Origin of the sequence: Actinoplanes sp. NPDC048796 (assembly GCF_040650035.1) — a bacterium.
In the GTDB taxonomy this organism is placed as follows: Bacteria; Actinomycetota; Actinomycetes; order Mycobacteriales; family Micromonosporaceae; genus Actinoplanes.
Genome location: NZ_JBEZGO010000008.1, coordinates 375,543 through 396,811 on the forward strand (window position 1 = coordinate 375,543; position 21,269 = coordinate 396,811).

General features: G+C 70.8%; 21 protein-coding genes. 12 read left to right on the forward strand and 9 right to left on the reverse strand.

Annotated features, from left to right (window positions below; translation table 11 throughout):
* Positions 1 to 1,452, reverse strand: coding sequence for a BTAD domain-containing putative transcriptional regulator (locus AB0C26_RS31085; protein WP_360254701.1), 1,452 nt, complete (start codon positions 1,450 to 1,452; stop codon positions 1 to 3).
* 127 nt (positions 1,453 to 1,579) lie between these two features.
* Between AB0C26_RS31085 and AB0C26_RS31090 the strand changes: the two genes are divergently transcribed.
* From AB0C26_RS31090 to AB0C26_RS31100, 3 genes are all read left to right on the forward strand, one after another.
* Complete coding sequence (locus tag AB0C26_RS31090; protein WP_360254703.1) at positions 1,580 to 1,756, forward strand: hypothetical protein; 177 nt, start codon at positions 1,580 to 1,582, stop codon at positions 1,754 to 1,756.
* Between the two features lie 70 nt (positions 1,757 to 1,826).
* Complete coding sequence (locus AB0C26_RS31095; protein ID WP_360254705.1) at positions 1,827 to 2,324, forward strand: sigma-70 family RNA polymerase sigma factor; 498 nt, start codon at positions 1,827 to 1,829, stop codon at positions 2,322 to 2,324.
* 52 nt (positions 2,325 to 2,376) lie between these two features.
* Positions 2,377 to 3,246, forward strand: coding sequence for an alpha/beta hydrolase (locus AB0C26_RS31100; RefSeq protein WP_360254707.1), 870 nt, complete (start codon positions 2,377 to 2,379; stop codon positions 3,244 to 3,246).
* 58 nt (positions 3,247 to 3,304) lie between these two features.
* Here the strand turns inward: AB0C26_RS31100 and AB0C26_RS31105 are convergent, their stop codons facing one another.
* The 3 genes from AB0C26_RS31105 to AB0C26_RS31115 form a co-directional block, all read right to left on the reverse strand.
* A complete protein-coding gene (locus tag AB0C26_RS31105; protein WP_360254709.1) occupies positions 3,305 to 3,820 on the reverse strand; it encodes a MarR family transcriptional regulator in 516 nt (171 codons plus the stop codon).
* Between the two features lie 114 nt (positions 3,821 to 3,934).
* A complete protein-coding gene (locus tag AB0C26_RS31110) occupies positions 3,935 to 5,842 on the reverse strand; it encodes a BTAD domain-containing putative transcriptional regulator (protein ID WP_360254711.1) in 1,908 nt (635 codons plus the stop codon).
* 60 nt (positions 5,843 to 5,902) lie between these two features.
* The gene (locus tag AB0C26_RS31115) at positions 5,903 to 6,709 is read right to left on the reverse strand and encodes an alpha/beta hydrolase (protein WP_360254712.1); all 807 of its coding nucleotides are present in this window, start codon (positions 6,707 to 6,709) and stop codon (positions 5,903 to 5,905) included.
* A 499-nt stretch (positions 6,710 to 7,208) separates the two neighbouring features.
* Here AB0C26_RS31115 and AB0C26_RS31120 point away from each other — a divergent pair, with 499 nt between their 5' ends.
* From AB0C26_RS31120 to AB0C26_RS31140, 5 genes are all read left to right on the forward strand, one after another.
* Complete coding sequence (locus AB0C26_RS31120; RefSeq protein ID WP_360254714.1) at positions 7,209 to 7,511, forward strand: hypothetical protein; 303 nt, start codon at positions 7,209 to 7,211, stop codon at positions 7,509 to 7,511.
* Complete coding sequence (locus AB0C26_RS31125) at positions 7,508 to 8,215, forward strand: GNAT family N-acetyltransferase (protein ID WP_360254716.1); 708 nt, start codon at positions 7,508 to 7,510, stop codon at positions 8,213 to 8,215. Before AB0C26_RS31120 ends, AB0C26_RS31125 begins: the two co-directional genes overlap by 4 nt.
* Positions 8,190 to 8,507: a helix-turn-helix domain-containing protein gene (locus AB0C26_RS31130; RefSeq protein WP_360254718.1), complete on the forward strand. Its 318-nt coding sequence runs from the start codon at positions 8,190 to 8,192 to the stop codon at positions 8,505 to 8,507. Before AB0C26_RS31125 ends, AB0C26_RS31130 begins: the two co-directional genes overlap by 26 nt.
* A gap of 82 nt (positions 8,508 to 8,589) precedes the next feature.
* Positions 8,590 to 8,913, forward strand: a complete 324-nt coding sequence (locus tag AB0C26_RS31135) for a hypothetical protein (protein ID WP_360254720.1) — start codon at positions 8,590 to 8,592, stop codon at positions 8,911 to 8,913.
* 18 nt (positions 8,914 to 8,931) lie between these two features.
* Positions 8,932 to 9,129: a hypothetical protein gene (locus AB0C26_RS31140; RefSeq protein ID WP_360254722.1), complete on the forward strand. Its 198-nt coding sequence runs from the start codon at positions 8,932 to 8,934 to the stop codon at positions 9,127 to 9,129.
* On the opposite strand, the gene AB0C26_RS31145 is transcribed toward AB0C26_RS31140, so the two are convergent.
* On the reverse strand, positions 9,117 to 9,395 hold the full coding sequence (locus AB0C26_RS31145) for a hypothetical protein (RefSeq protein ID WP_360254724.1): 279 nt from the start codon (positions 9,393 to 9,395) through the stop codon (positions 9,117 to 9,119). The genes AB0C26_RS31140 and AB0C26_RS31145 overlap by 13 nt on opposite strands.
* Before the next feature lie 2 nt (positions 9,396 to 9,397).
* Complete coding sequence (locus AB0C26_RS31150; RefSeq protein ID WP_360254726.1) at positions 9,398 to 9,838, reverse strand: hypothetical protein; 441 nt, start codon at positions 9,836 to 9,838, stop codon at positions 9,398 to 9,400.
* 208 nt (positions 9,839 to 10,046) lie between these two features.
* Here AB0C26_RS31150 and AB0C26_RS31155 point away from each other — a divergent pair, with 208 nt between their 5' ends.
* Genes AB0C26_RS31155 through AB0C26_RS31165 form a run of 3 tightly spaced genes read left to right on the forward strand, consistent with a single transcriptional unit; the run spans position 10,047 to position 14,854 of the window.
* On the forward strand, positions 10,047 to 13,478 hold the full coding sequence (locus AB0C26_RS31155; RefSeq protein ID WP_360254728.1) for a discoidin domain-containing protein: 3,432 nt from the start codon (positions 10,047 to 10,049) through the stop codon (positions 13,476 to 13,478).
* 59 nt (positions 13,479 to 13,537) lie between these two features.
* Entirely contained in the window at positions 13,538 to 13,933 is a 396-nt protein-coding gene (locus AB0C26_RS31160; protein ID WP_360254730.1) for a GNAT family N-acetyltransferase, read from the forward strand.
* A gap of 24 nt (positions 13,934 to 13,957) precedes the next feature.
* Complete coding sequence (locus tag AB0C26_RS31165; protein WP_360254732.1) at positions 13,958 to 14,854, forward strand: hypothetical protein; 897 nt, start codon at positions 13,958 to 13,960, stop codon at positions 14,852 to 14,854.
* A 245-nt stretch (positions 14,855 to 15,099) separates the two neighbouring features.
* On the opposite strand, the gene AB0C26_RS31170 is transcribed toward AB0C26_RS31165, so the two are convergent.
* Positions 15,100 to 15,558 carry a hypothetical protein gene (locus AB0C26_RS31170; protein WP_360254734.1) on the reverse strand — a complete coding sequence of 153 codons (459 nt, stop codon included), beginning with the start codon at positions 15,556 to 15,558 and terminating at the stop codon, positions 15,100 to 15,102.
* 759 nt (positions 15,559 to 16,317) lie between these two features.
* A complete protein-coding gene (locus AB0C26_RS31175; protein WP_360254736.1) occupies positions 16,318 to 18,768 on the reverse strand; it encodes a discoidin domain-containing protein in 2,451 nt (816 codons plus the stop codon).
* Between the two features lie 687 nt (positions 18,769 to 19,455).
* Between AB0C26_RS31175 and AB0C26_RS31180 the strand changes: the two genes are divergently transcribed.
* Complete coding sequence (locus tag AB0C26_RS31180; RefSeq protein WP_360254738.1) at positions 19,456 to 19,842, forward strand: DUF4240 domain-containing protein; 387 nt, start codon at positions 19,456 to 19,458, stop codon at positions 19,840 to 19,842.
* A gap of 60 nt (positions 19,843 to 19,902) precedes the next feature.
* Here the strand turns inward: AB0C26_RS31180 and AB0C26_RS31185 are convergent, their stop codons facing one another.
* Positions 19,903 to 21,258: an FAD-dependent oxidoreductase gene (locus AB0C26_RS31185; protein WP_360254740.1), complete on the reverse strand. Its 1,356-nt coding sequence runs from the start codon at positions 21,256 to 21,258 to the stop codon at positions 19,903 to 19,905.
* Positions 21,259 to 21,269: the final 11 nt, after the last annotated feature.

The following is a 21,269-nucleotide window of genomic DNA, read 5'->3' on the forward strand; positions in this document are numbered from 1 at the left end:
CTATGTCTTTCCCCTTCCACTGTGCAATCGGCGCTGCACGTCCCGGATCGCCGGGAGCCGCAGTTCGGCCGGGATGTCGAGGGCCGCGCGCCACGCCGGGTGGGCGTCGCCGCCGGTGAGCGCGTCGCCGAGCGCGATCAGGGCTTCGGCCTCCCCGGCCCGGTGGCCGGCTTCGCGGTGCAGCTCGACCGAGCGGCGCAGCAGGCCGGCCGCGATCTCGGGCTGACCGGCCCGCTGCCGCAGCCGGCCCAGGCCGAGCAGGCAGCCGGCCACTCCGCGCCGGTCGCCGAGGCGCAGAGAGCCGGCCAGGCAGCGCTGCATGTGGGCCTCGCCGAGCCGGTCGCCGGTCCGCTCGGCCGAGACCAGTGCCGCCCGTGCCGTCGCGAGCCATTCGTGCCGCAGCCCGCTGCCCTGATAGAACGGCACCATCGTGGTGGCGAGCTGCCACACGCCCGGCCCGTCCCGGCGTTCGATCAGCGCCCGCAGCACGCGATGCCCGGCGCGGAACCACCGGAACGCCCCGCGGTGGTCGCCGAACTCCTCGACGGTCACGTCCTCCGGCCGTACACCCGGATCCGGGGGTTCGAGCAAAGGGCAGAGGAGCCGGTTCGCCTCGTACGCCGTGTGGCGGTAATGGGCGCACAGGCGCGTTTCCGCCGCGTCGAGCTCGGCGGGCTGGTCCCGCTTGGGCGAGAGTTCTTTCGCGTACGCCGTCAGCAGCGCATGCGAGGCGAGTCGTTGCGACGGTGTGGTCAGGAGCAGGTTCTCGCCGGTGAGACGGGCCAGCACGGGTACGGTTTCCCGTTCCGGCCGCCCGGCGAGACTCGCCGCGGCGGCCGGGGTCAGGTCGGGCCCCGGGTGCAGCGACAGGAGGCGGAACAGCCGGGCCGCGGGTTCGGGCAACGCCTCGTACGACCCGGCGAAGGCCGTCCGCAGCCCACCGAGGGCGTCCAGGCTGTCCCGGCGCAGGCGCGCGGCCAGTCCGTCCAGGCGCCCACAGGTCTCGGTGGCGACCGCCGTCAGGGCGGCCGGCCACCGCCCGCACGCCTCGACGATCGCGTCCAGCGCCGCCCGCTCGGCCGCCCGCGGCCGGGGTTGCAGCACCTCGTCGTACGCGGCCCGCAGTTCCGCTCCCGGGTCCACGCCCAGCTCCCGGGCGAGCGTGTCGCGGACCCACTGGAACAGCGCGAACGCGTCGGCCTGCCGGCCGTCGGCGGCCAGCATGAGCATCAGCCGGGCCTGAAGCGACTCGTCCAGCGGGTTCCTCTCGGCCGCCCGGCGCACGGCGGGCAGGATCTGGCCGACGCGGTCGAAGGCGACGGCGGCGCGGGCCGCGTCCCGGGCCACCGTCGCGTACTCGGCGTCGATGGAGAGGAAGACGGAGTAGCGGCGGTCACCGCTGAACGCCCGTACCGGCCCGAGCACGGTGAATCGGATCGGGTTCTGGCTCACAACGGCGCCAAAGATAGCGGCCCGTACGGGCGTACCGAACTCTTCTGAGAGATAGTCGCCCCCGGTGAACCCGGGCGTTCCCGAGCCGTTGTGGAGGAGTTACGGCACCTATCGAAGGAGTTCCACCATGCGTCTCGCCCGGATAGCACCCCTAGCGATCGTCGCGAGCTTCGGCCTCGCCTTCGCGTCGGCCTGCGGCGAGGAGCGGACCGCGGCCGACGCGGCCGCCGTCACCGCGCCCGGCCCGGACAGCAAGCCCGCGCCGGAGCGGCCCACCGTCTACCTCTACCGTCGCGGCGACTGAACCTCCGCCGCCGCGGCCGGCCCATTCGAACCCCACTGTTTCTCCATCGCCACGACCTAGCTTTCGTCTCGTGGCCAACGAGAACAGTTCCCGGCTCACAGCGCTGCACGCGGAACACGGTGACGCCCTGCTGAGCTATCTGCGCGGATTCACCAGGGGCGACCGGTCGTTCGCCGAGGATCTGCTCCAGGAGACGATGCTGCGCACCTGGCGCCGGATGGACGCCATGCCGGCGGACGGCGAGTCGGCGCGGCGGTGGCTCTACACGGTCGCGCGCAATGCCGCGATCGACGCCCTGCGGATGCGCAAAGCCCGCCCGGCCGAGGTGGAGAACCTCGACCTGGCCGCCATGCCGGACGCCGAGGACACCGCGGAGACGGCGGTGGCGATTCAGCAGTTGCGGTACGGGCTGCGCGCGCTCAGCGAGGCCCATCGCATCATCCTCGACGAGTTGTACGTCAAGGGCCGCTCGGTGGCCGACATCGCCCGCGGCCTGGGCGTGCCGGCCGGGACGGTGAAGTCGCGCGCGCACTACGCCCTGCGGTCGCTGCGCGAGGCGCTGGCGTGATGCCGCCGGTCACACCGGTGAGCTGGTCCGGGGCCGCCGCGTTGTACCGGACATGGCCATTCACACCGTCGACGTCAACGGCGTCGAGCAGCGATATCACGTGTACGGGCAGGGGCCGGCGGTCGTCGTGGCGATGCCCGGCGGCCCCGGCGTCTTCTGGGACTACCTGCGGATCCCGGCCGTCGAGGAGCACGCCCGGGTCGCGTACGTCGAGGCGCTGGGCACCGGCGAGTCGGGCCGGCTGCCGACCCACCCGGACGGCTACACCCGCGAGCTCTATTCGGCGGCGATCGACCGGATCGTCGACGACCTCGGCGCCGACAAGGTCTTCCTGCTCGGGCACTCGTACGGCGGTTTCGTCGCCCAGTACTACGCGTCCACCCGCCCGCGGCGCCTGGCCGGCGTGATCCTGTACGACAGCGCCCCGGTCACCGGGGCCGAACAGGGCGCCGAGGTGGGGCGCCAGGTCGAGCTGTTCGTCAAGCGCAACGAGGGCAACCCCGAGCTGCCGGCGGTGCTCCAGTCGCTGCAGGCGGTCGGCTCGATCACCGACGACGCGCAGCTGACCCTCGCGCTGCGCGGGCTGCTGCCCTCGTACCTGGCCGACTATTGGGGCCGGGAGGCCGAGTTCGAGCCGTTCCGCGAGCACATCCGGGTCAACTACATCTCGGGCCGTGACGCCGAGGGGCACGCGGAACCGATCGACGACCGGGAGTTGCTGGCCGGAATCGCGGTGCCCGCCCTGGTCATCGCCGGGCGCTACGACATCATCTGCGGCGAGCGCTGGGCCCGCGAGATGCACGACCTGATCCCGGGCTCGCGGCTGGTCATCCTCGAGCACAGCGGTCACCTCGGCAATGTCGAGGAGCCCGAGCGCTTCCAGGACAGCGTGCTGCAGTTCATCGCCGCCCACCGGGAGTAGTAGCCCGCTTCACGAGAAAGGGCCGGCGCTGCGCCGGCCCTTTCTCGCGGGGGAACGCTCAGGCGGCGCGCATGAAGGCCGGCTTGCGGTCGGGGAGGTTGGCCAGCACGCGGGCGACGCTGGTCAGCGCCGGCAGGTCCCGCTGGTCGAGCTGGTCCAGGACGTGGCGGTGCACGCTGGCCGCGTACGCCCGGTCGCCGCGCCGCAGCCACTCGAGGCCGGCCTCGGTGAGCACCGCGTTCCAGCCGCGCCGGTCGTCCGGCACCTGCTCCCGGGTGACCAGGCCCTGCTGCTCGAGCTTCTCCACGATGCGGCTCATCCGGCTCAGCGACAGGAAGGCGGTGGCGGCGAGCTCGTTGATCCGCATCCGGCGATCCGGCGCGTCACCGAGGCGGCGCAGCGTGATGTATTCGCTGAGGGTGCGGTTCTGCTCACATTTCAGGTCGGAGTCGAGGTTGCGCTGCACGGTGACCGCGGCGCTGAGGAACGCGTCGAGGAACGCGATCTCCTCGGCCGACAGAGCCTGCTCGGCGACCCGCGGTCCCTGGCGTTGCGGAAGCCAATTATCGGCCATTGTCCCGGTCCTTTCTTTTTGCACAGTCACCCATACGACGGTGGTTGTCCCGCCCGGGTTCAGGAAAGGGGGTCGTTTAGGTGCGGACCGTGGCAGGGAACACGCGGGGGCGCATCATCCGGGCGGCCGGGCGGCTTCTCGCCGAGCGGGCACGCGACGCGGCTGATCGATCCAGCCCAGGTGTTCGTAGAGCCGGGACGCGGCCGCGTCCCGGCTCCGCGGCGTGTCCTCGGCCGCGCTCAGATCGGCCGCGTACGCGCGCAGCAGGTCGTGCACCTGGTGGCGGCCACCGCGGACCTGGGTCAGCATCTGCTGCGCCAGCTCGCCCAGCAGCGACCGGGCGGTCCGCTCGCCGGTGCCGGCCAGGGCGGCCGCCACGTCCACGGTGATCTCCGGGCCCGGATAGAGCGGCAGCAGGCGGAACAGGGCCGCCGCGGCGGGGGAGAGGGCCCGGTACGACCACGAGAAGACGGCGGTCAGGGTGTCGTCGAAGCCGTCCAGGTGGTCCGGGCTCACGCCCAGGTCGGCCGCGATCTCGGTGAGCGGGGTGTCCGGCCGGGCCATCGCCCGCGCCGCCACCATGGCCAGGGCCAGCGGGTGCCGGCCACAGCGCTCGATCAGGGCCTGCACGGCGGTCGGCTCGGCGCCGACCCGGGCCCGGCCGAGGCGGCTGACCAGGTTCTCCCGGGCCTCGGCGGTGGAGGGCAGTTCGATCGGCAGCGGGTGGGCCCCGGCCGTGATCAGGTCGGTGATCCGGGCCCGGCTGGTCACCAGCACGAGGCTGCCCGGCGTGCCCGGCAGCAGGTGGCGGATCTGCTCGAAGTCGCGGACGTTGTCGAGCACGAGCAGCATCCGCCGGCCGGCCAGCAGGCTCCGGAAGAGCCCGGCCGCGGCCTGGAGTTCGGCGGGCTGGTCGTCACCGCGTACCCCCAGGGAACTCAGCAGCCCCCGCACGGCCTCGATCGGAGTCATCGGTCCCTCCGGGGCGAAGCCGCGGAGATCGGCGTAGAGCTGCCCGTCCGGATAGGACGGTGCGAGCCGATGGGCCAGGTGGATGGCGAAGGTGGTCTTCCCGACGCCGGGCATGCCGTCGAACGCGAGCGCCACGGTCGGGCGGCCCTGCCGGCGGTCGTCGGCCAGAATCGCCTCGGCCCGGGCGAGCACGTCGGCCCGGCCGGTGTAGTAGGGATGGTCGCCCGGCAGCTGAGCCGGAACGAACGCCCGCGGCGGCGCGGCCCGATCGTCGGGCGCGGGCGCCGCGGCCGGCTGCTGGCGCAGCACGCGGTCGCGGGCGGCGCGGAGCTCGGGGCCGGGATCGAGACCCAGCTCCTCGGAGAGGCGGCGCTGAATCTCCTGGAAGGCCTCCAGGGCTTCGGCCTGGCGGCCCTCGGCGGCCAGGGCCAGCATGACGCGGGTCTGCAGTGCCTCGTCGAACGGCCGCCATCCGCCGATCCGCCGCAGCGTGGGCAGGATCAGCCGGGCGTGACCGGCTCGCAGGGCCACGTCGCCCGCCTCACGGACGGTCTGCGCCAGCTCGGCCTCGAGAGCGATGAAGGCCGGGTGAGTACGGGACACCGGCTCGAGCCCGGCCGCCGGCGGACCCTGCCACAGCGCCAGCGCCTCGGCGTAGTGGTGCACCGCCTCGGCCTCGCCCGCCGCCTGCCGCGCCCGCCGCACGAGGGCCCGGAAGCGCAGCAGATCGAGTGCGTCCTCGTCGACCTCGAGCCGGTAACCGGCCGAGTGCCGCACCAGGTGCTCACCGACCGCCCGTACCGGCAGGGTGGGCTCGATCAGCCGGCGCAGCGTGCCGACCGCGCGGTGGATGCTGTTCACCGCGCTCGCCGGCGGGTCGTCGCCCCAGATGGCGTCGACCAGCTCAGCCAGGCCGACCACCGTGCCCGCCCGGGCCAGCAGGAGCGCCAGCAGCAACCGCTGCTGGCGCCCGCCGAGCTCGAGGTCCACCGTGCCGTTGCGGACCCGCACCGGGCCCAGAACGCTGAACCGTAACGTCGTCGCAGCCACGTTCGCCATTGAACCCCGGCGCCGCGCCGTCGACCCGGTGCAGGTGGTCTTTCTCCTTGTTTACCGTACGGTCTCGCGCGCGGCCTTCTCGATGAACGAGGCCGTGGTGCCGGGGTGCGAGACGAAGACCGAGTGCGAGGCGCCCTTGACCGTCCGCACCTTGGCGTGGGCCCGCTCGGCCATCCACTGCTGGGCGGCCGGCGGGATGTTCTTGTCGGCCCCGCTGATCAGGTCGTAGCTCGCAATGGTCTGCCAGGCCTGGGCGCCGGCCGCGTCCTCGGCCAGCGCCGCCTGGTCGATCGGGCGCTGCGAGACGGCGGACAGCTTGGCGTCCTTGAGCGGGACGTCGGCCGCGAACTGCCGCGGGTACTTGTCCTGGTCGATGTACAGGTCGACGTGGCCGCCGGGCAGCGGCACCTGCTTGAGCGTGTCACCGAGCGTGCTGCCCGGGAACTTGCCGGACAGGTCGGCCGCGCTCTCGCCGGCCTGGGGCAGGAAGGCCGCGACGTAGACCAGTGCCTTGACGTCCTTGTCGCCGGCTGCCGCCTTGGAGATGACGCTGCCGCCGTACGAGTGACCGACCAGCACGATCGGCCCGTCGATGCTGTCGAGCAGGGCGCGCACGGCGGTGGCGTCGGAGGCGACGCCGCGCAGCGGGTTGGCCGCCGCGACGACCGGGTAGCCGTCCTTCTGGAGCCGTTGCACGACCCCGTTCCAGCCGCTCGAGTCGGCGAACGCGCCGTGCACGAGCACGACGGTCGGCTTCTTGGCGGCGTGGTCGTTGCCGCCCGCGTAGGCGGCGGTGCCGGTGAGACCGGCGGCGAAGACCGCACCGGCACCGACGAGGCTGAGGACCTTTTTGTTCATTGCCTTCTCCTTCGTTCGAGCCGAAGTTAGAAATCGCCAGTGGACATCTAGTGGCGAATCTGTGCGTGGTCTCGGCCACGTGTGCGCGCCGCGACAACCGACCGGCCGACCGTCACCCGCACGCTGACCGCCTATCTGATCGCCTCGGCCGTCCTCACCCCGGTGCTGAGCCGGCTCGGCGACCTCTACGGGCGGCGCCGGCTGCTCGTCGTGGTCCTCGCCCTGTTCGCGGCGGGATCCGTGCTCAGCGCGATCGGTGCCGGCCTGATCTCGACCGTGTTCGGCGTCGGCAGCGGCCTCGGGCTGCTGCTCGGCGCCGGGGTGACGCTGCCGCTGCCGGCGGTGGGACGCGGGTCGGTCTGGGGCTGGACCTCCCCGCTGACCCTGGGGCTGATCGCGGCCGGCCTGGTCGTGCTCGCCGTGTTCGGCCTCGCCCAGCGGCGCACCGCGCGTCCGCTGGTCGATCTGGGTCTGCTGGTGCGGCCGGCGGTCCTGGTCGTTGCTGGCCCTGTTCGGGGTCGGCCTGGCGCTCGCGGTCATCCCGGTCATCGTGGTCGAGGCCGTCCCGGCCGCGCGCGCGGCGGAGATGGCCGGGGTGAGCTCGCTGATCCGCTCGGTCGGCTCCTCGGTCGGCACGCAGGTGATGGCCGGGATCGGAGCCGTCTCACCGGCCTTCGTCTTCGGTGCCGTGGCGACGCTGCTGGCGGCGATCGTTGCGACCCGCATCCCACGGGTGAACTCCGCCCTCGCCGCCGGCGTCGCAGCGGGTGACACCGTCGACTCGGAAAGGACCACGGCATGAACTCCGTACCGGACAACCTGGTCTGGGCCGCCCTCACCGGCCCGCAGCACGACTTCGCCGAGATCCGCGGCGGGGCCGGGCGCTACCGGCCCGGATACTCGCCGCTGGTGGCGGTGCGGGACTTCGGCGACGAGCAGGCCTGGGACGACCTGGCCTCGCTGGCCGGGCCGGGCGCGGTGGTGACCCTGGCCGGGGTCGGCGCCCGTGTGCCCTCGACCTGGACGTCGCTCGGTGGCGGCGACGGCTATCAGATGACCGCCTCGGGCGTCGCGGCCGCCGGCCTCGACGGGATGGAGCGCCTCGCGCCCGCGGACGTGCCGGACATGCTGGACCTGGTCGAGCGCACCAAGCCGGGGCCGCTCGCGCCGCGCGCGGTCGAGCTCGGCACGTTCCTCGGCGTCCGGCGCGAGGGCAAGCTCGTGGCGATGGCCGGGGAGCGGATCCGGGTGCCGGGCTGGACCGAGATCGGCACGGTGTGCACCGACGACTCGTACCGCCGTCAAGGGCTGGCCTCGGGGTTGGTCAGGGCGCTGATCGGGCTGATCCGCGCCCGCGGCGAGGAGGCGTTCCTGCACGTCAACCAGGGCAACGCCGGGGCGCTTCGGCTGTACGAGCAGATGGGGTTCAGCAAGCGCGCCACCACCGGGTTCCTGGCCGCCCGCGTACCCGGAAATCGGCGTGAGTCAGACCGAGAGCGTGCATGAGGGCCGCCGGCGGGACGCCGTTCGCAACCACGAGCGGGTCATCGCCGCGGCCCGGGAGCTCTTCAGTGAGCAGGGCCTCGGGGTGACAGTTCCGCAGGTGGCCGAGCGGGCCGGAGTCGGCAAGGCGACCGTGTACCGCAGCTACCCGGCCAAGCAGGACGTGGTCGTGGCGGTCGCGCGGGAACAGTTCCGGCAGCTGGCGGAGCGGACCCGGGCCGCGCTGGAGGGCGAGGGGCAGCGGTACGCGGAAATGGTCCTCAACGCCTTCCGTCGGTTTTCGGACTCGCCCTAGGTAGATCTCCTGAGGCGGGAAGTGGCATCGAGGGTTCACTCTGAGTACCTGAGTCGATACCGCACCGTGAGGGATGATCGATATGCGAAGTCAGCTGCTCGCCGCCCGGGCCGCCGCGCTGTTCAGCAGCGACCTGCCGTCCGGCACCCGCCCCACGCCGGGCGCGGTCGACGCCGCCATCGCCCGGGCCGTCCGCACGCGGGGCACCCGGGGTTGCGTGGCCGACCTCGCCGCCGCGTACGGCGACTACCCGGAGAACGCGGCCACGCGCATGCGCTGGGCCCGCGGGGTCGTCGTCACCGTCTACGAACCCTCACCGGCGGCGACCTCACCGGCGGCGACCTCACCGGCGGCGACCTCACCGGCGGCGACCTCACCGGCGGCGAGGGAGGCGGTCGCCGCCTGATCGGCTAGGTTGGCGTCCGTGACGAACGACCTGGCCAAGCTCATCGCCGACCGCCTGCACGAGACCCTCGACCAGCGGGTCGCCGCCGAGATCCACGCTCCGCACGTCGAGCGCGGCCTCGCCGCCGGCGGCCCCGACGAGCCGATCATCGCGATCACGGTCGAGGAGGTCGCCCGCATCGCGGCCCGGGTCGCCCGCGAGGCTCAGACCTCGTAGACCTCCAGCACCCGGGTCGCCGGAGCGGCCGCACCCAGCCGCTCCCGCAGGGCCAGCCGCTCGGGGTCGACCATGAAACCGTCGTACCCGGCCCGCTCCGCGAACCGGATCACATGAACCTCGGCCGCGCCGTCCTCCTGCCGGAAACGCCGCTCGACCCGGCCGTCGTGCCGCCCGAGCAGTGCCAGAACCGCGTCCTCGTACGCCCGCCCGGCCGCCGCGTGCCCGTCGGCCATGTCCACGACGGCGATCAGTAGAAGCCCCATGCCTACACCTCACCATCCGTGGCCAGGTCGTCCCAGCGCAGCTGCCGCAGGCCGGCCGGCGCCAGATCACCGGCCGGAAGCGACACGTCGTCCTGGAACCAGGCCACGACGAGCCGCGAGAAGTGCAGCACCGGGTCGAGTTCCGGATCGACCGGATGCGACGAGAAAAGCCCGACGCAGGTGACCGGCTGCAGCCGCTGCGGCGGCCCGAAAGGCCACCGCTCGCCCGGATCGACCTCGGACTCCGTGCGAGCCGGCGTGACGACGTGCACGGGCCCGAGCGGGAACAGCTGCCCGGCCCGGCGGGCAAGCCCTTCGACGATGTAGTCGTTGATCCGCGCGTTGGGGTAGCCCTCGATGAGGCCGCCGTAGGTCGAACTCAGATGGATGTCGGACAGGTCGATGTCGCGGCCGGAGGCGAGCACCACGTTGGTCAGAGCCACGGCGTCAATCTACGGCGCTGGATTCCCGGCCGATCACGCAGGCGAGCGGTCGAGGGTCGCCGTCCGCGACCAGCGCTGACCCACCCCTCCGGCGCGGCTACCGGCCGGGAGTCCCCGTACGCGGCTTGTAAAGGTCCCGAAACGTGGTCTTGACGGGAGGGGAGGCGAACCGTTGGATGACAACGTTGTCATCGTCTCTGGAGTCATCATGGCCGATTCAAGGAACGTTTCCAGCGAGAAGGTTCCGGAGAATCAGGGCGAGCTCGCCCTGCACCGGCCGGTCACCGCGTCGTCCACCGCGTACGGGCCGGCCCAGCCCTCGTTCGCCGTCGACCGGCTGGCGCGGACCGGTGTTCAAGGGTCGGGCTGGCGAGCCGGTGACGACGGTGCGCAGTGGATCACCGTGGATCTGCAGGGGCCCTGCGAGATCGAGCGGATCACCCTGACCTTCGAGGCGACGCCGGCCGACGAGCCGTTCGACGGCAAGTACAACGCGACCGACGGGGACGAGATCCAGTCGAGTGCCGCCACGGCGTACACCATCGAAGTCAGCTCTGACGGCGAAAGCTGGGCAGGGGCCTACGAGACGGTCGAGGGCGCCGGCGGCGTCCAGCAGATCACTCTCGCGCAGCCGGTGCGGGCGCGGCATGTGCGGCTGAGCGTGCTGAAGCAGCACAACACCAATCCGGCCGGTCTCAACGGCTTTCAGGTGTACGGGCGGGAGCTCGGCCCCCGGCCCGCGACAACCGGCTGGACCGACTGGGCCGGCGGCAACACCGAGCCCGCGCCCGCGCTCAGCGTCGCCGCGGACGGCACCGTCCCGCTGGAATCCGGCTGGGCGCTGACGATGGACGACTTCGCCGACTCGGATTTGCGCGACTGGGTGCCCGCCACTGTGCCCGGTACGGTTCTGGCCAGTCTCGTCGAGCAGGGCCACCTGCCCGATCCGGTCGCCGGCTTCGAGAACCTGCGCATTCCCGAGGCGCTGTCCCGGCACGCGTGGTGGTACCGCCGCGAGTTCAAGCTGCCGCGGGGGTTCGACGCCTCGCGGCACGTCTGGCTGGAGTTCGACGGCGTCAACCACGCCGCCACCACCTGGGTCAACGGGGTCGAGGTGGGCACGCTGACCCACCCGTTCGCGCGGGCCGCCTACGACATCACCGAGGCGCTGAACGGCCGTACCGAGCACACCGTCCGGGTGAAGATCACGCCGATGCCGCACCCGGGCACGCCCGGCGACAAGTCGCTGGCGAGCTGGACGTTCCTGCACGGCGGCTCGATGTACAAGGATTCGCCGACCTACCTCGCGGTGTCCGGCTGGGACTGGATGCCGGCCGTGCGCGACCGCGCCTCGGGCATCTGGAACCACGTCCGCCTGCGCAGCACGGGCGACATCGTCATCGGCGACCCGCACATCGCGACCAAGGTGCCCGACTTGCGTACGGCCGAGGTGACCGTGACCGTCCCGGTCCGCAACGCCGCCGCCACCGCGACCACCGTGACCCTCACGACTTCGCTCGGCGGATCCGAAACGGTCACCGTGGCCGCGGGCGCGACCACCGACGTCGTCTTCGCCACCGTCCACCTGCGTGACCCTCAGTTGTGGTGGCCCAACGGGTACGGCGAACCGCATCTGCACGATCTCACCGTCACGGCGACCATCGACCGTACGGTCAGTGACTCCCGCCAGGTCCGCTACGGCGTGCGCGAGTTCTCGTACGACACGTTCCAGCCGGTGGTGATCAGCCCGCCGGCCGAGCCGCCGCTGGGCGGGTACGGCCCGCAGACCGTCGACGTCCCGCCGGCCACCGCGCGCTACGTCCGCCTCCAGGCCGGCCGCGGGGCCACCGGCGGGGGCGTGTCGCTGTGGACGCTTTCGGTCCTGAACGGCGACACCGACCTCGCCCTCGGCAAACCGGCGACGGCCTCCTCGAGCGAGTCGTCGAACCCGCCCGGCAACGTCACCGACGGCAACCCGCGTACCCGGTGGGCCTCCGCGGAGCACGCCGACGGCCAGTGGATCCAGGTCGACCTCGGCGCGGCCGCGACGTTCGACCGGGTGAAGGTGGTGTGGGAGACCGCGTACGCCAAAGACTTTGTGATCCGAGCGTCGCCGGACGGCTCGGCGTGGAAGGACGTCAAGGCGGTCGACAACCGTGCGACGGAGCTGAAGATCAGCGTGAACGGTGTGCCGGTGTTCTGCCGTGGTGGTAACTGGGGCTGGGACGAGTTGTTGCGCCGTACTCAGCCGCATTTGCTGCGGGAGGCGGTGGCGATGCATCGGGACATGAACTTCACGATGATTCGTAACTGGATCGGCAGCAGTACCCGTGAGGAGTTCTTCGCGGCTTGTGACGAGTACGGGATTCTGGTCTGGAACGATTTCTGGGAGGCCGGGCCGTTCATCGAGGAGTCGGCCACGTACGACGCGATCGTCGCCGACACGATTCGCCGGTATCGGCATCATCCGAGCATCGCGGTGTGGTGTGGGGCGAACGAGCAGTTCCCGCCGCCGGCGATCGACGCCGGCCTGCGTAGGGCGGTGGCCGAGCTCGACCCGGAGATCGTCTATGTGCCGTCGTCGAACGCCGGCATCGTCAGCGGGAACGGCCCGTGGCACTGGATCGATCCCGCCACGTACGCCGACCCGGACATCTACGAGGCCGGCACCCTCGGCTTCCACACCGAGATCGGCATGCCGGTCGTCCCGCACGCCGAGACGATGCGCAACCTGGCCGGCGCCGAACCGGCCTGGCCGATCGGCGAGGTCTGGGGCTACCACGACTGGGCGACCAGCGGAAACCAGCACGTCGGCGGCTACCAGCAGGCGATCGAGGAGCGGCTGGGGGTGGCGTCGTCGCTGGAGGAGTTCAGCGCCCGCGCTCAGTTCGTGAACTACGAGAGCCATCGGGCGATGTTCGAGGCGTGGAACTCGTCGTTGTTCGACAACGCGTCCGGGTTGTTGCTGTGGATGTCGCATCCGGCTTGGTACAGCACGGTGTGGCAGACGTATGACTATGACTTGGATGTCAATGGCGCGTACTACGGCGCTCGGAAGAGTTGCGCGCCGCGTCACGTGCAGGCGGATCCGGGCACGTGGCGGGTGCGGGCGGTGAACCACACTCCGTCGGCGTTGACGAACGTGACGGTGACGGCGCGTGCGTACGACCTGGCGGGAAAGACGCTCGGCCGGGAGCAAAAGCAGACACTGTCCGTGGCGGCTTCCGCGACAACTCCGGCGTTCACGGTTGCCGCGCCGCAGGGTCAACCGCTTCATGTGGTACGGCTGGAAATGCGCACCGCCAAGGGCGAACTCCTGTCGGAGAACACCTATTGGCGGTACACGAAACCCTCCGACATGCGGGCCCTGTCGACAATGGCGAGTACGACACTCGACGTACGCACGAGCCCGTCCGGCTCCGGCCTCACGGCGACGATCGCCAATCGCGGTGGGGTGGTGGCGGCGCTGGTCCGGGTCGCCCTGCGCGACGGCGCGGGGGAGCGGGTCCTGCCGGCCGAGTACAGCGACAACTACTTCTGGCTGCTCCCCGGCGAATCCCGCGAGGTGGCCGTCACCTGGCCGTCCCGGCTCGGCCGCCCGCACGGCCTGAAGGTCACGGCCACGGCGTACAACTCCTGAAAGCCCCGCGGCCGGCGCCTTGCCCCCCGAGCGCCGGCCGCGGCCCCTAATGTCACAAGGTGACGATCGAGCTGATACCCCGATTCCCGGTTGAGGACGGCGCCCTCAACGCCTTGCACGCCCGCGCGTTCGGCACTGGTTCCGAGGCACCATGGGCGCGGCGGCTCGAACGTCACGCCCTGACCTGGATCGGCGCCTTCGACAGCGGCGCGCTCATCGGCTTCGTCCAGGTCTGCTGGGACGGCGGCAGCCACGCTTTCCTCCTCGACACTGCCGTCGACCCGGCCCACCAGCATCGGGGGATCGGGGTCGCGCTGGTCGAGGCGGCCACCGCGGAAGCACGGGCGGCCGGCTGCGAATGGCTCCACGTCGACTTCGAGCCCCACCTGGCGCACTTCTACCTCGACCGCTGCGGGTTCCGCCCGACCCGGGCCGGGCTCATCGCCCTGAGATGACCGGGATCCCGTTACCGTCGTCCGGTGACTTTCCCCGAGCATCCGCCGTTGCCGCCCGACGTCGACCCCGACCTGTGGTTCGACACCGAGCGATGCGGACGGCACTACCTGCTCGACGGTAACCCGCACACTTTCCCCGGGCGCATGGACGCCTACTGCCCCGAACAGGGCATCCGAACCCGCGTATCCAAAGCGGAGATCCGGGACTGCTCCGAGCAGACCCGCTATTTCGTCCGCGGTTTCCTGTCCGGCAGCGAGCCGCCCCCGCCGAAGTCCGCCGCCTCCACCGATCCGGCCTACCTATCCTGGAGCAACGCCGCCAGCCGTTTCCGCGAAACCGGACTGTGGCGCGACTCCGACGCGGCGACCAACGCCGAGCCGGCGACCGAACCCGACGCGGAGACCAGCCCCAGTTCCGGCGCGGCGACCGGCCCTCAACTCAGCGCGGGGAGCGGTGCCGACGCTGACGACGAGCTGGAGGAGCTTCCCGAGGGGCTGCTGGTTGCCATCGGGGAACAGGAGACCGTACGCGTCGCTCTCGTCGTCGACATGCCGGACAGCGACGCCAGGCGCGCCGTCGAGGTGGCCACCAAGCTGGCCGAACGGGTCGGCCGGCGAACCTGCGACACCCCCGGCCCGGTCGAGGTGAGCCGTCCGGTGTCCTTCACCCGGGTGTACGCGCTGGTCGGAGTCACCGAACAGCGGCCGTGGGTGGCGGTGCAGACGGCGATGACCGCGTTGGGCCGCAGTGGCTGGGCTCCGGTGACCGCGGTCGAAGGCGAGCAGTACGTGACGGCCGAGTTCAGCGCCGGCCGTGCCGTCAACCGGGGTCTCGACGCCCTCGGAGTGACCGCTCTGGAGATCCACGCAGCCTACGGCCTCGGACACAACCCGTCACGAACGCCGGGCGGCCGTGCGTAGCTCGTCGAACACCTCGGCAGCACGCCAACGGCCGGCCGGCGTGGCCCGTCACGTCGGCTGCCGTCTGGACCGCCCGTTCAAGTTCCACGTTCGCCGTAACGTAGGCGTTGCCCCACCACGCCGCCGTCCCAGGGTATGGCTGGCCACTTTCGGTCATGGGGGATGCATAACCCCAAGATCAAGCGCACTCTTCTGCCGATGTGAGTGCACGAACGTGCCTTCCTGCATGACTTTTGCAGTCCATTTCATACGGGCGTTGCGGGATCTCCGCCCAAAATATTCAGGGCGTCCGCCAAGGCCGCATCAACAATCGGCGGGAAAGTCAGGGACGCAGCAGGCTGACCTTCGTTTGCTCGGACCGTAATTCTCGGCTGCCTGACGCTGGCCCGTTGACGTGGAAGAAGCAAGTCGGCTGGAAACGGCATCGCAGGCGGACGCGGCAGCATGTCCCAGCAATTGCGCACGATCGCGTGGTTCACGAGCGTGGTCTGCTCGGTGGTTAGGACGGCCGGTGAGGCGCCCAAGGGCTGGATGGGTGTGATGGTGAGCAACCGTGAGGGGGTGACCGGCATGTGTACCTCGTGCAGCTCCGGGAGAAGTACCGGGCCAGAAAAGTCGAGTTCGCCGGTCGCGCTAACCGTGACCACGGGAGCGACACTCGTTATCAGAGCGGGATTCGATGAGGAGGTCAGCAACCAGTGCATGTCGAGTAGGAGAAGTTTGATTCTGTCCGCTTCCCGGACCCTGGTCCGCAGCATCGACGGTGTATCCGTCCTGCGCATCGCCTCCGGGGCGCGCGTTGGAGCACGGTGCTTGCGAAGACCATGGGGCCGAGGTGGGAGTTCACATCCTGCATCGTGCGGCGGACAGCCACCGTTCGGACCATTTGGGTTGCGACGAAGGTGGCGAGCGTGGCCCGAAGCGGGCACCGTTCGTCACAACCGCATCGGCAGCCGAACCGCACCGAGGCGCCGAGGGTGCGCAAGATGGTGCACGTATGCCGCAAACGCCGCTTCGGCCCGGCTCCGATCGTCGATCAATTCGACTTGGTCACCTCGACCATGCACGCCGTATTACCCGCCGCCGCATGGACCGGCTCCGCTGCACGTCGACGGGCGCGGTGTCACCGTCGATCGGGTGCTGTCGGACAACGGCTCGGCCTACCGGCCTGGCGCCGCCGGTGACGCCCCGGTCGTCATCGGCGCTTCCGCTGTCTCGCGGCCGGTCGGGTACGACCGTTACGCCACCGTCGGGCGGTCCGGACGTTGATCCCGACGATCCGGCACGCTTCTACTGTTCCAACGCCTTGACCCACGAGCGCAAGATATGCCTCGCGCTCGCGGGTCAGACGTCGACGGCCCGGGATAACCGACCGGTCCGGGATCTCGAAGTCCATCGCCTCCCCTCAACTGGGGTGTTGCGACGGCTCACGGCACCCAAGCGGTCCGGTGGGCCGTCAGGGCTCAGGCGTCAGGTCGGTCGAAGCTGATGTCGTCGATGACCGCCTCGTCGCCCGTACGCGGGCTGGATCCGCTGGTGAAGGCGTATCCGGTGATGGCGCTGAAGGACGTGGTGGCGTCTTCCTGCGGCAGTGTGCCGATCCGGGTCGACTGGCCGTCGGCGCCGACGGTGTAGAGCGTCGCCCCGGTGGTCGTGGCGACCACCTTCAAGGTCGTCCACGTCTTGAGCCCGACGACGGCGCCGCCAAGACCGGTCCAGACGCCCCCGGAGTGGACAATCCAGCGACCAGCGTTGTTGATGCCGAGGTGGTAGACGGTGCCGGTGCCACCGTCGGCACGCTTACCGAAGATGTCGACGAGCAGGCCGTTGACGTTGCTGACAGGGTAGATGCCAGCCTGCAGGGTGCGGGTGGTCTCTGCGGGCAGGTTCACGCCGGGACCCGGATAGGTGAAGCCGGCCTTCTTGTTCGCGCCGTCGCAGTTGCCGGGATCGATCTGGTCCTTGATCCGGATCGCGTACTGACTGTCGTGCGAGGGGTCGCCGGTGCCGGCCGGCTGGGTCAAGCGCGCACAGGTCACGTCGGACATGCCGTGCGGGGTAGCCGCGTCGTTCTCGAACGAGTTGACGGTCGAGTACAGCTCGAGCTCATTGATCATGCTGCACTTGTCTGGTCCGCCGGCCACGGCGCACGTCGTGGCGTCGGTCGTGATCCGCACGAAGCGGGCCGTGGCGTTCAGGCCGTAGTAGCGCAGGGCCCGGTCACCGGGGGTGTCGATCCGGCCCGGAGTGCTCGAGGCGGGGACCCCGGTGGGGTAGTCCAAGGTGGCCGGGGTCCAGGTGGCGCCGTCGGCCGACGTCTCCACCCGCGCTCCGGTACGGGCGCCGGGCAGCAGGGCCAGGCCCAATTTGGTCAAGGTGTACGTCCGGTCCAGTTCGAGCTGGTAGGTGCCGGTGCCGTCGCCGGCGCCGGAAAGCGCGCCCGACCAGAAGGCGCTGCTGCCGTCGGTGGCGCCTTCGGCTTTGGACCAGTAGTTGGTGCGGGTCGCGTCGTCCGCCGACGGCGCCTGGCCGTACGGGGTGGGCGGGGTGACCGCGGTCGCCGGCGGCGCACCGGTCATGTCGGTGGTCAGCTTCACGGTACCGCGGCGGAGCTTCGTCACCAGATCGATCTTGCCGAGATCGGGGGTGAGGGTGGAGATCTGCCGGTTGACGAGGCGGTACACGTTGGTGCGGTCGTAATCGGCGCTGGTGTTGGACTTGCAGCCGTTGCTGCCGCCGGTCTTGGCGTTGGGCGCGGCGCAGTTGTCGGTGAACTGCACCAGCTTGTTGGCTCCGGTCGTCACCAGCGAGGTGTAACCGGACGAGCCCCACCACCAGTTCGTTGAAGCTGTGGCGTTGTTGCGGTTGCGGTAGGTCGTCTGCTCCTGAGTCCACTTGGTACCGGACGGGTCGGTCGAGATGGCCATCCAGTTGTCCGGCCGGCCGCTGCTGAGCACCAGCAGGCCGTTGGGCATCAAGGCGAGACGCGGCGACACACCATAGACCGCGCAGCCGGGCTGGTCGTCGAAGGTGACGTCGGCGAACGGCGACCACGTCTGGCCGAGGTCGGTCGAGACCTTATAGGACAGCTTGCTGGTCATGCTGCCGTAGTCGCCGCGCGTGACCGCGAGCAGCGCGCCGTCCTGGCGCTCGACGACCGCGGACTCGCCGAACGAGTAGGTCCCGTGGGAAGTCACGGGCCGCATGGTGAAGACCCACGGCGCCGATGTGCCCGACGAACCGGATCCGGCGGGCGGTGTGGCCACCATGACCGACTGGAACGAGACGGCACCCATGTTGAAGGAGATCGGCAGCACCACGGCCCCGTTGGTCATCTGAATGGGCCGGCCGATCGCGTTCACACCAAAGATCGACTCGACCTTGCGCGTCGGAAGGTTCGCCGGCAGGTCGTTGTCGGTGATGGTCGTGACGGCGCTCTGCCTGACCCAGGTCTTGCCCTTGTCGGCCGAGGTCCTGAGGATGAGATCGAAGGTGATGGCGGTCTTGGCGCTGTTGAAAATAAAGTCCGTGTTCGCTTCGAACCGCACACCGAGGAGCCGACCGTCGAGAAGCTGTCCGACCTCGAGGAAGTCGTCTTGGCCGATGTTGTCGTCCGGAGCGAAGGTGGCACCTGAATCGCCCGAGACGAAGGCCTTGTAGGTCTGTTTCACGTTCGTCACATCGCGGTGCGTCGAATACGTGACGGTGATCTGCTTGTTCTGGACATCCGCACCGGTGCTGGGGTCACGCTTGACGACGTCGACCCCGAATCCGCGCGGCTGCGCCGCGATGACCTCGGAGGCGTCGGGGGCATTGCCGGCGCCCCCGGAGTGGAAGGTGTAGATCCCGTTGGCGGCCAGCACCGGCCCGGCGGGCCACGGCGCACCGGCCGCGGCCGGGATGGTCGTGGGCACGCCGCAGGCAGCCTGGGCCGGAGCCGAAGACAGAGGTATCACCACAAGGCTGGGCACGAGACAGGCGGCGGCCGTCAAAGCGCGCCGAAGAAAGATGGTCACACTGCTCCCCGTAAATCGATGATCTTTGCAGCACGGGAACTTATCAACGACGCGTCCCGGCCGCTGCCCTGTTTCCGGCCATCCGGATTCCGGTCACGAGCGCGGCCGGGGCGATTCAAGGCGCGCCCTCGCAGTCGTGGCTGAGGGCCGATGCCGGGTGGAGGCCTTCGCTCGGCGGTCTGCCGTATCGTTCATGCTCGGGCTGGGTTGGGTTGTCACCGGGAAACTCGGCTGGCGAAGCGCCTGGTATCGCTTCACCGGCGATGCCTCAAAGATGACCTCGACGTCCACCTCGACGCCGAAGGCGTCCTCGGGGTCAGGCTGGCCGACACACAGGAGCTCCTTGCCCTTGACGCCGCGAGCGGCAAGGAAATCCACCGTCTATCGCTGACCGGACCTGACGCTGCGCAAGCTCGAACCATCGATGATCCACGGCGCCGTCATGCCTTGACCGAGTCGTCCCGGATGGGCAAGACCTATCCAGTGCGCCTGGAATGGCCCGGCGACGAAACGGCAGTGGTGGTTGTACTGCCGGCAGGAGCGTGACGTCCGCGGAGCCGCATGGTCGCGTGCTGCCAGGGGCGTGTGCGGGTCGCTGCGGCTCGGCTGGCCGAGCGGCCGGAGGTCGACATCACCGGCTTCGAGGACCGGTTGGCGGCGCTGCTGTGGGCGCTCGACACGCCGGCGCATTTCGCGGCCGCGCGGCCGATCGGTGGGGACGGGTTCCTCCACGTGCGCTGCGCCGTGGTGGCCGCCGGGCGAAAGGCGTACGAGCGGGTGGCCCGCACACCGTCGGCGTTGAGCGGGTTCGTGGACGGGGAGGCTGAGGTGCTGCTGACCGTGTGCAGGCAGGCCTACGAGCGGGCCACCGGCCTGCTGTGGGAGCACGAGTCGCCGCTCAGCTACGAGACGGGCAGCAACGTCGCAGCCGGGGGAGACCTCGGCGATGATCGAGGCTCATGTCAACGCTAACGGCGGCTCCGGCAAGCGCGTCGAGCCGCCGTCGCGTTGAGGGGAGGCCGGCGTCCGCGGTCAGGCTGTGCAGAGGCGGAGGAGTTCGGCGCGGTCCGGACCCGGCAGTGGGTACTGCGGGGCCGACACCCCAAGGGCCAGGACGCGGTCGCGGACGCCGGGTTTGGCGAAGACCTCGTCCGGGGCCTCCAGGAAGCCCGCCACCGTCAGGTAGGCGCGCAGCATGTCCGGGTCGCGCAGGGCGGCCGCGTACAAAGCCTTCGCCCCTATCCAGCGCAGGTCGTCAGTCTGGTACGGGGCGCCTGTCACGTCGCCGTCCATTTCGGCCAGGCGGTGTTTGTCGAAGCCGTTCGTCGCGCGGTACAAGGGCAGCACCGTGCGGGCCGTGGCCTCGTGGAAGCGGCGGGTCACCTTGTCGTGGTCGGCCGGGTCGGTGTCGCGCAGCGTGTCGCGCAGTACGCGGGCGTGTATCAGGGTGAAGGCGGCGCCGCGGCCCAGCGACGGGTTGGTGCAGGCCCACGCGTCGCCGAGCGGGACCATGCCGGTGACCAGTGGGGCGCCGCCGGGGGCGTAGTGCCGGAGGCGGTCCTCGATGCCGGCCATCACGTCGACGCCGGTGATCGGCTCGGCGTCGATCCACGGGGCCGCCAGCGGATAGCGCCGCACCACCGATGTCCACGTCGCCGGGTCACGCAGGACGCGCAGCGCGTGGTCGCGGGTGCTGCCGATCAGCACGACGCTCCACGTGCCGTCGTCGGCCGGCAGGGTCAGCACTGTCACCGACGCGTACTGCTGCTGCACCATCACCCGCAGGCCGGGCCGGTCGCCCCGGAAGTGCCGGGAGTAGTACACGAAACCGGCGTCGTCCCTCTCCTCGGCCGGCGGCGTGACTCCGGCCGCCGCGAGCCAGGCCGGCATCGCCGACCGGCGCCCGGAGCAGTCGATCACCAGGTCGCTGCTCACCGGGTCGCCGTCGGTGGTCACGCCGGTCACCCGGGTCTCGCTTTCCAGCCGTACGCCGGAAACCCGCACCCCTCGACGCAGAACGACCCCGCATCTCTCCGCGGCCCGGGCCATCGCGGCCTCCAGGACGGGCCGCCGGGCGGTGACCGTCTCGAATCGGGCGTCGCCCTCCCGCTGGGGCGGCGGCACCAGGCTGAACCGGCTTCCACCGGCCGCCAGCACCTCGGCCGCCGCCGCCGGCAGGTCGGCCGAGAGTGTCTGCCACCACCGGGGGAGCATGAAGTGGGGCAGACGGAACTGGTTCACGCCCGGCCGCTGCCATGTCTCCCACAGCCGTGAGCCGGGCGGGGCCGGGTCGCGTTCCAGGACGGTCACGTCGTGGCCGTCGCCGCGCAGCATCATCGCGGTGCTCAGGCCGGCCAGGCCGGCACCCAGGATCGTCATGTTCGCCATGCCCGCAGACT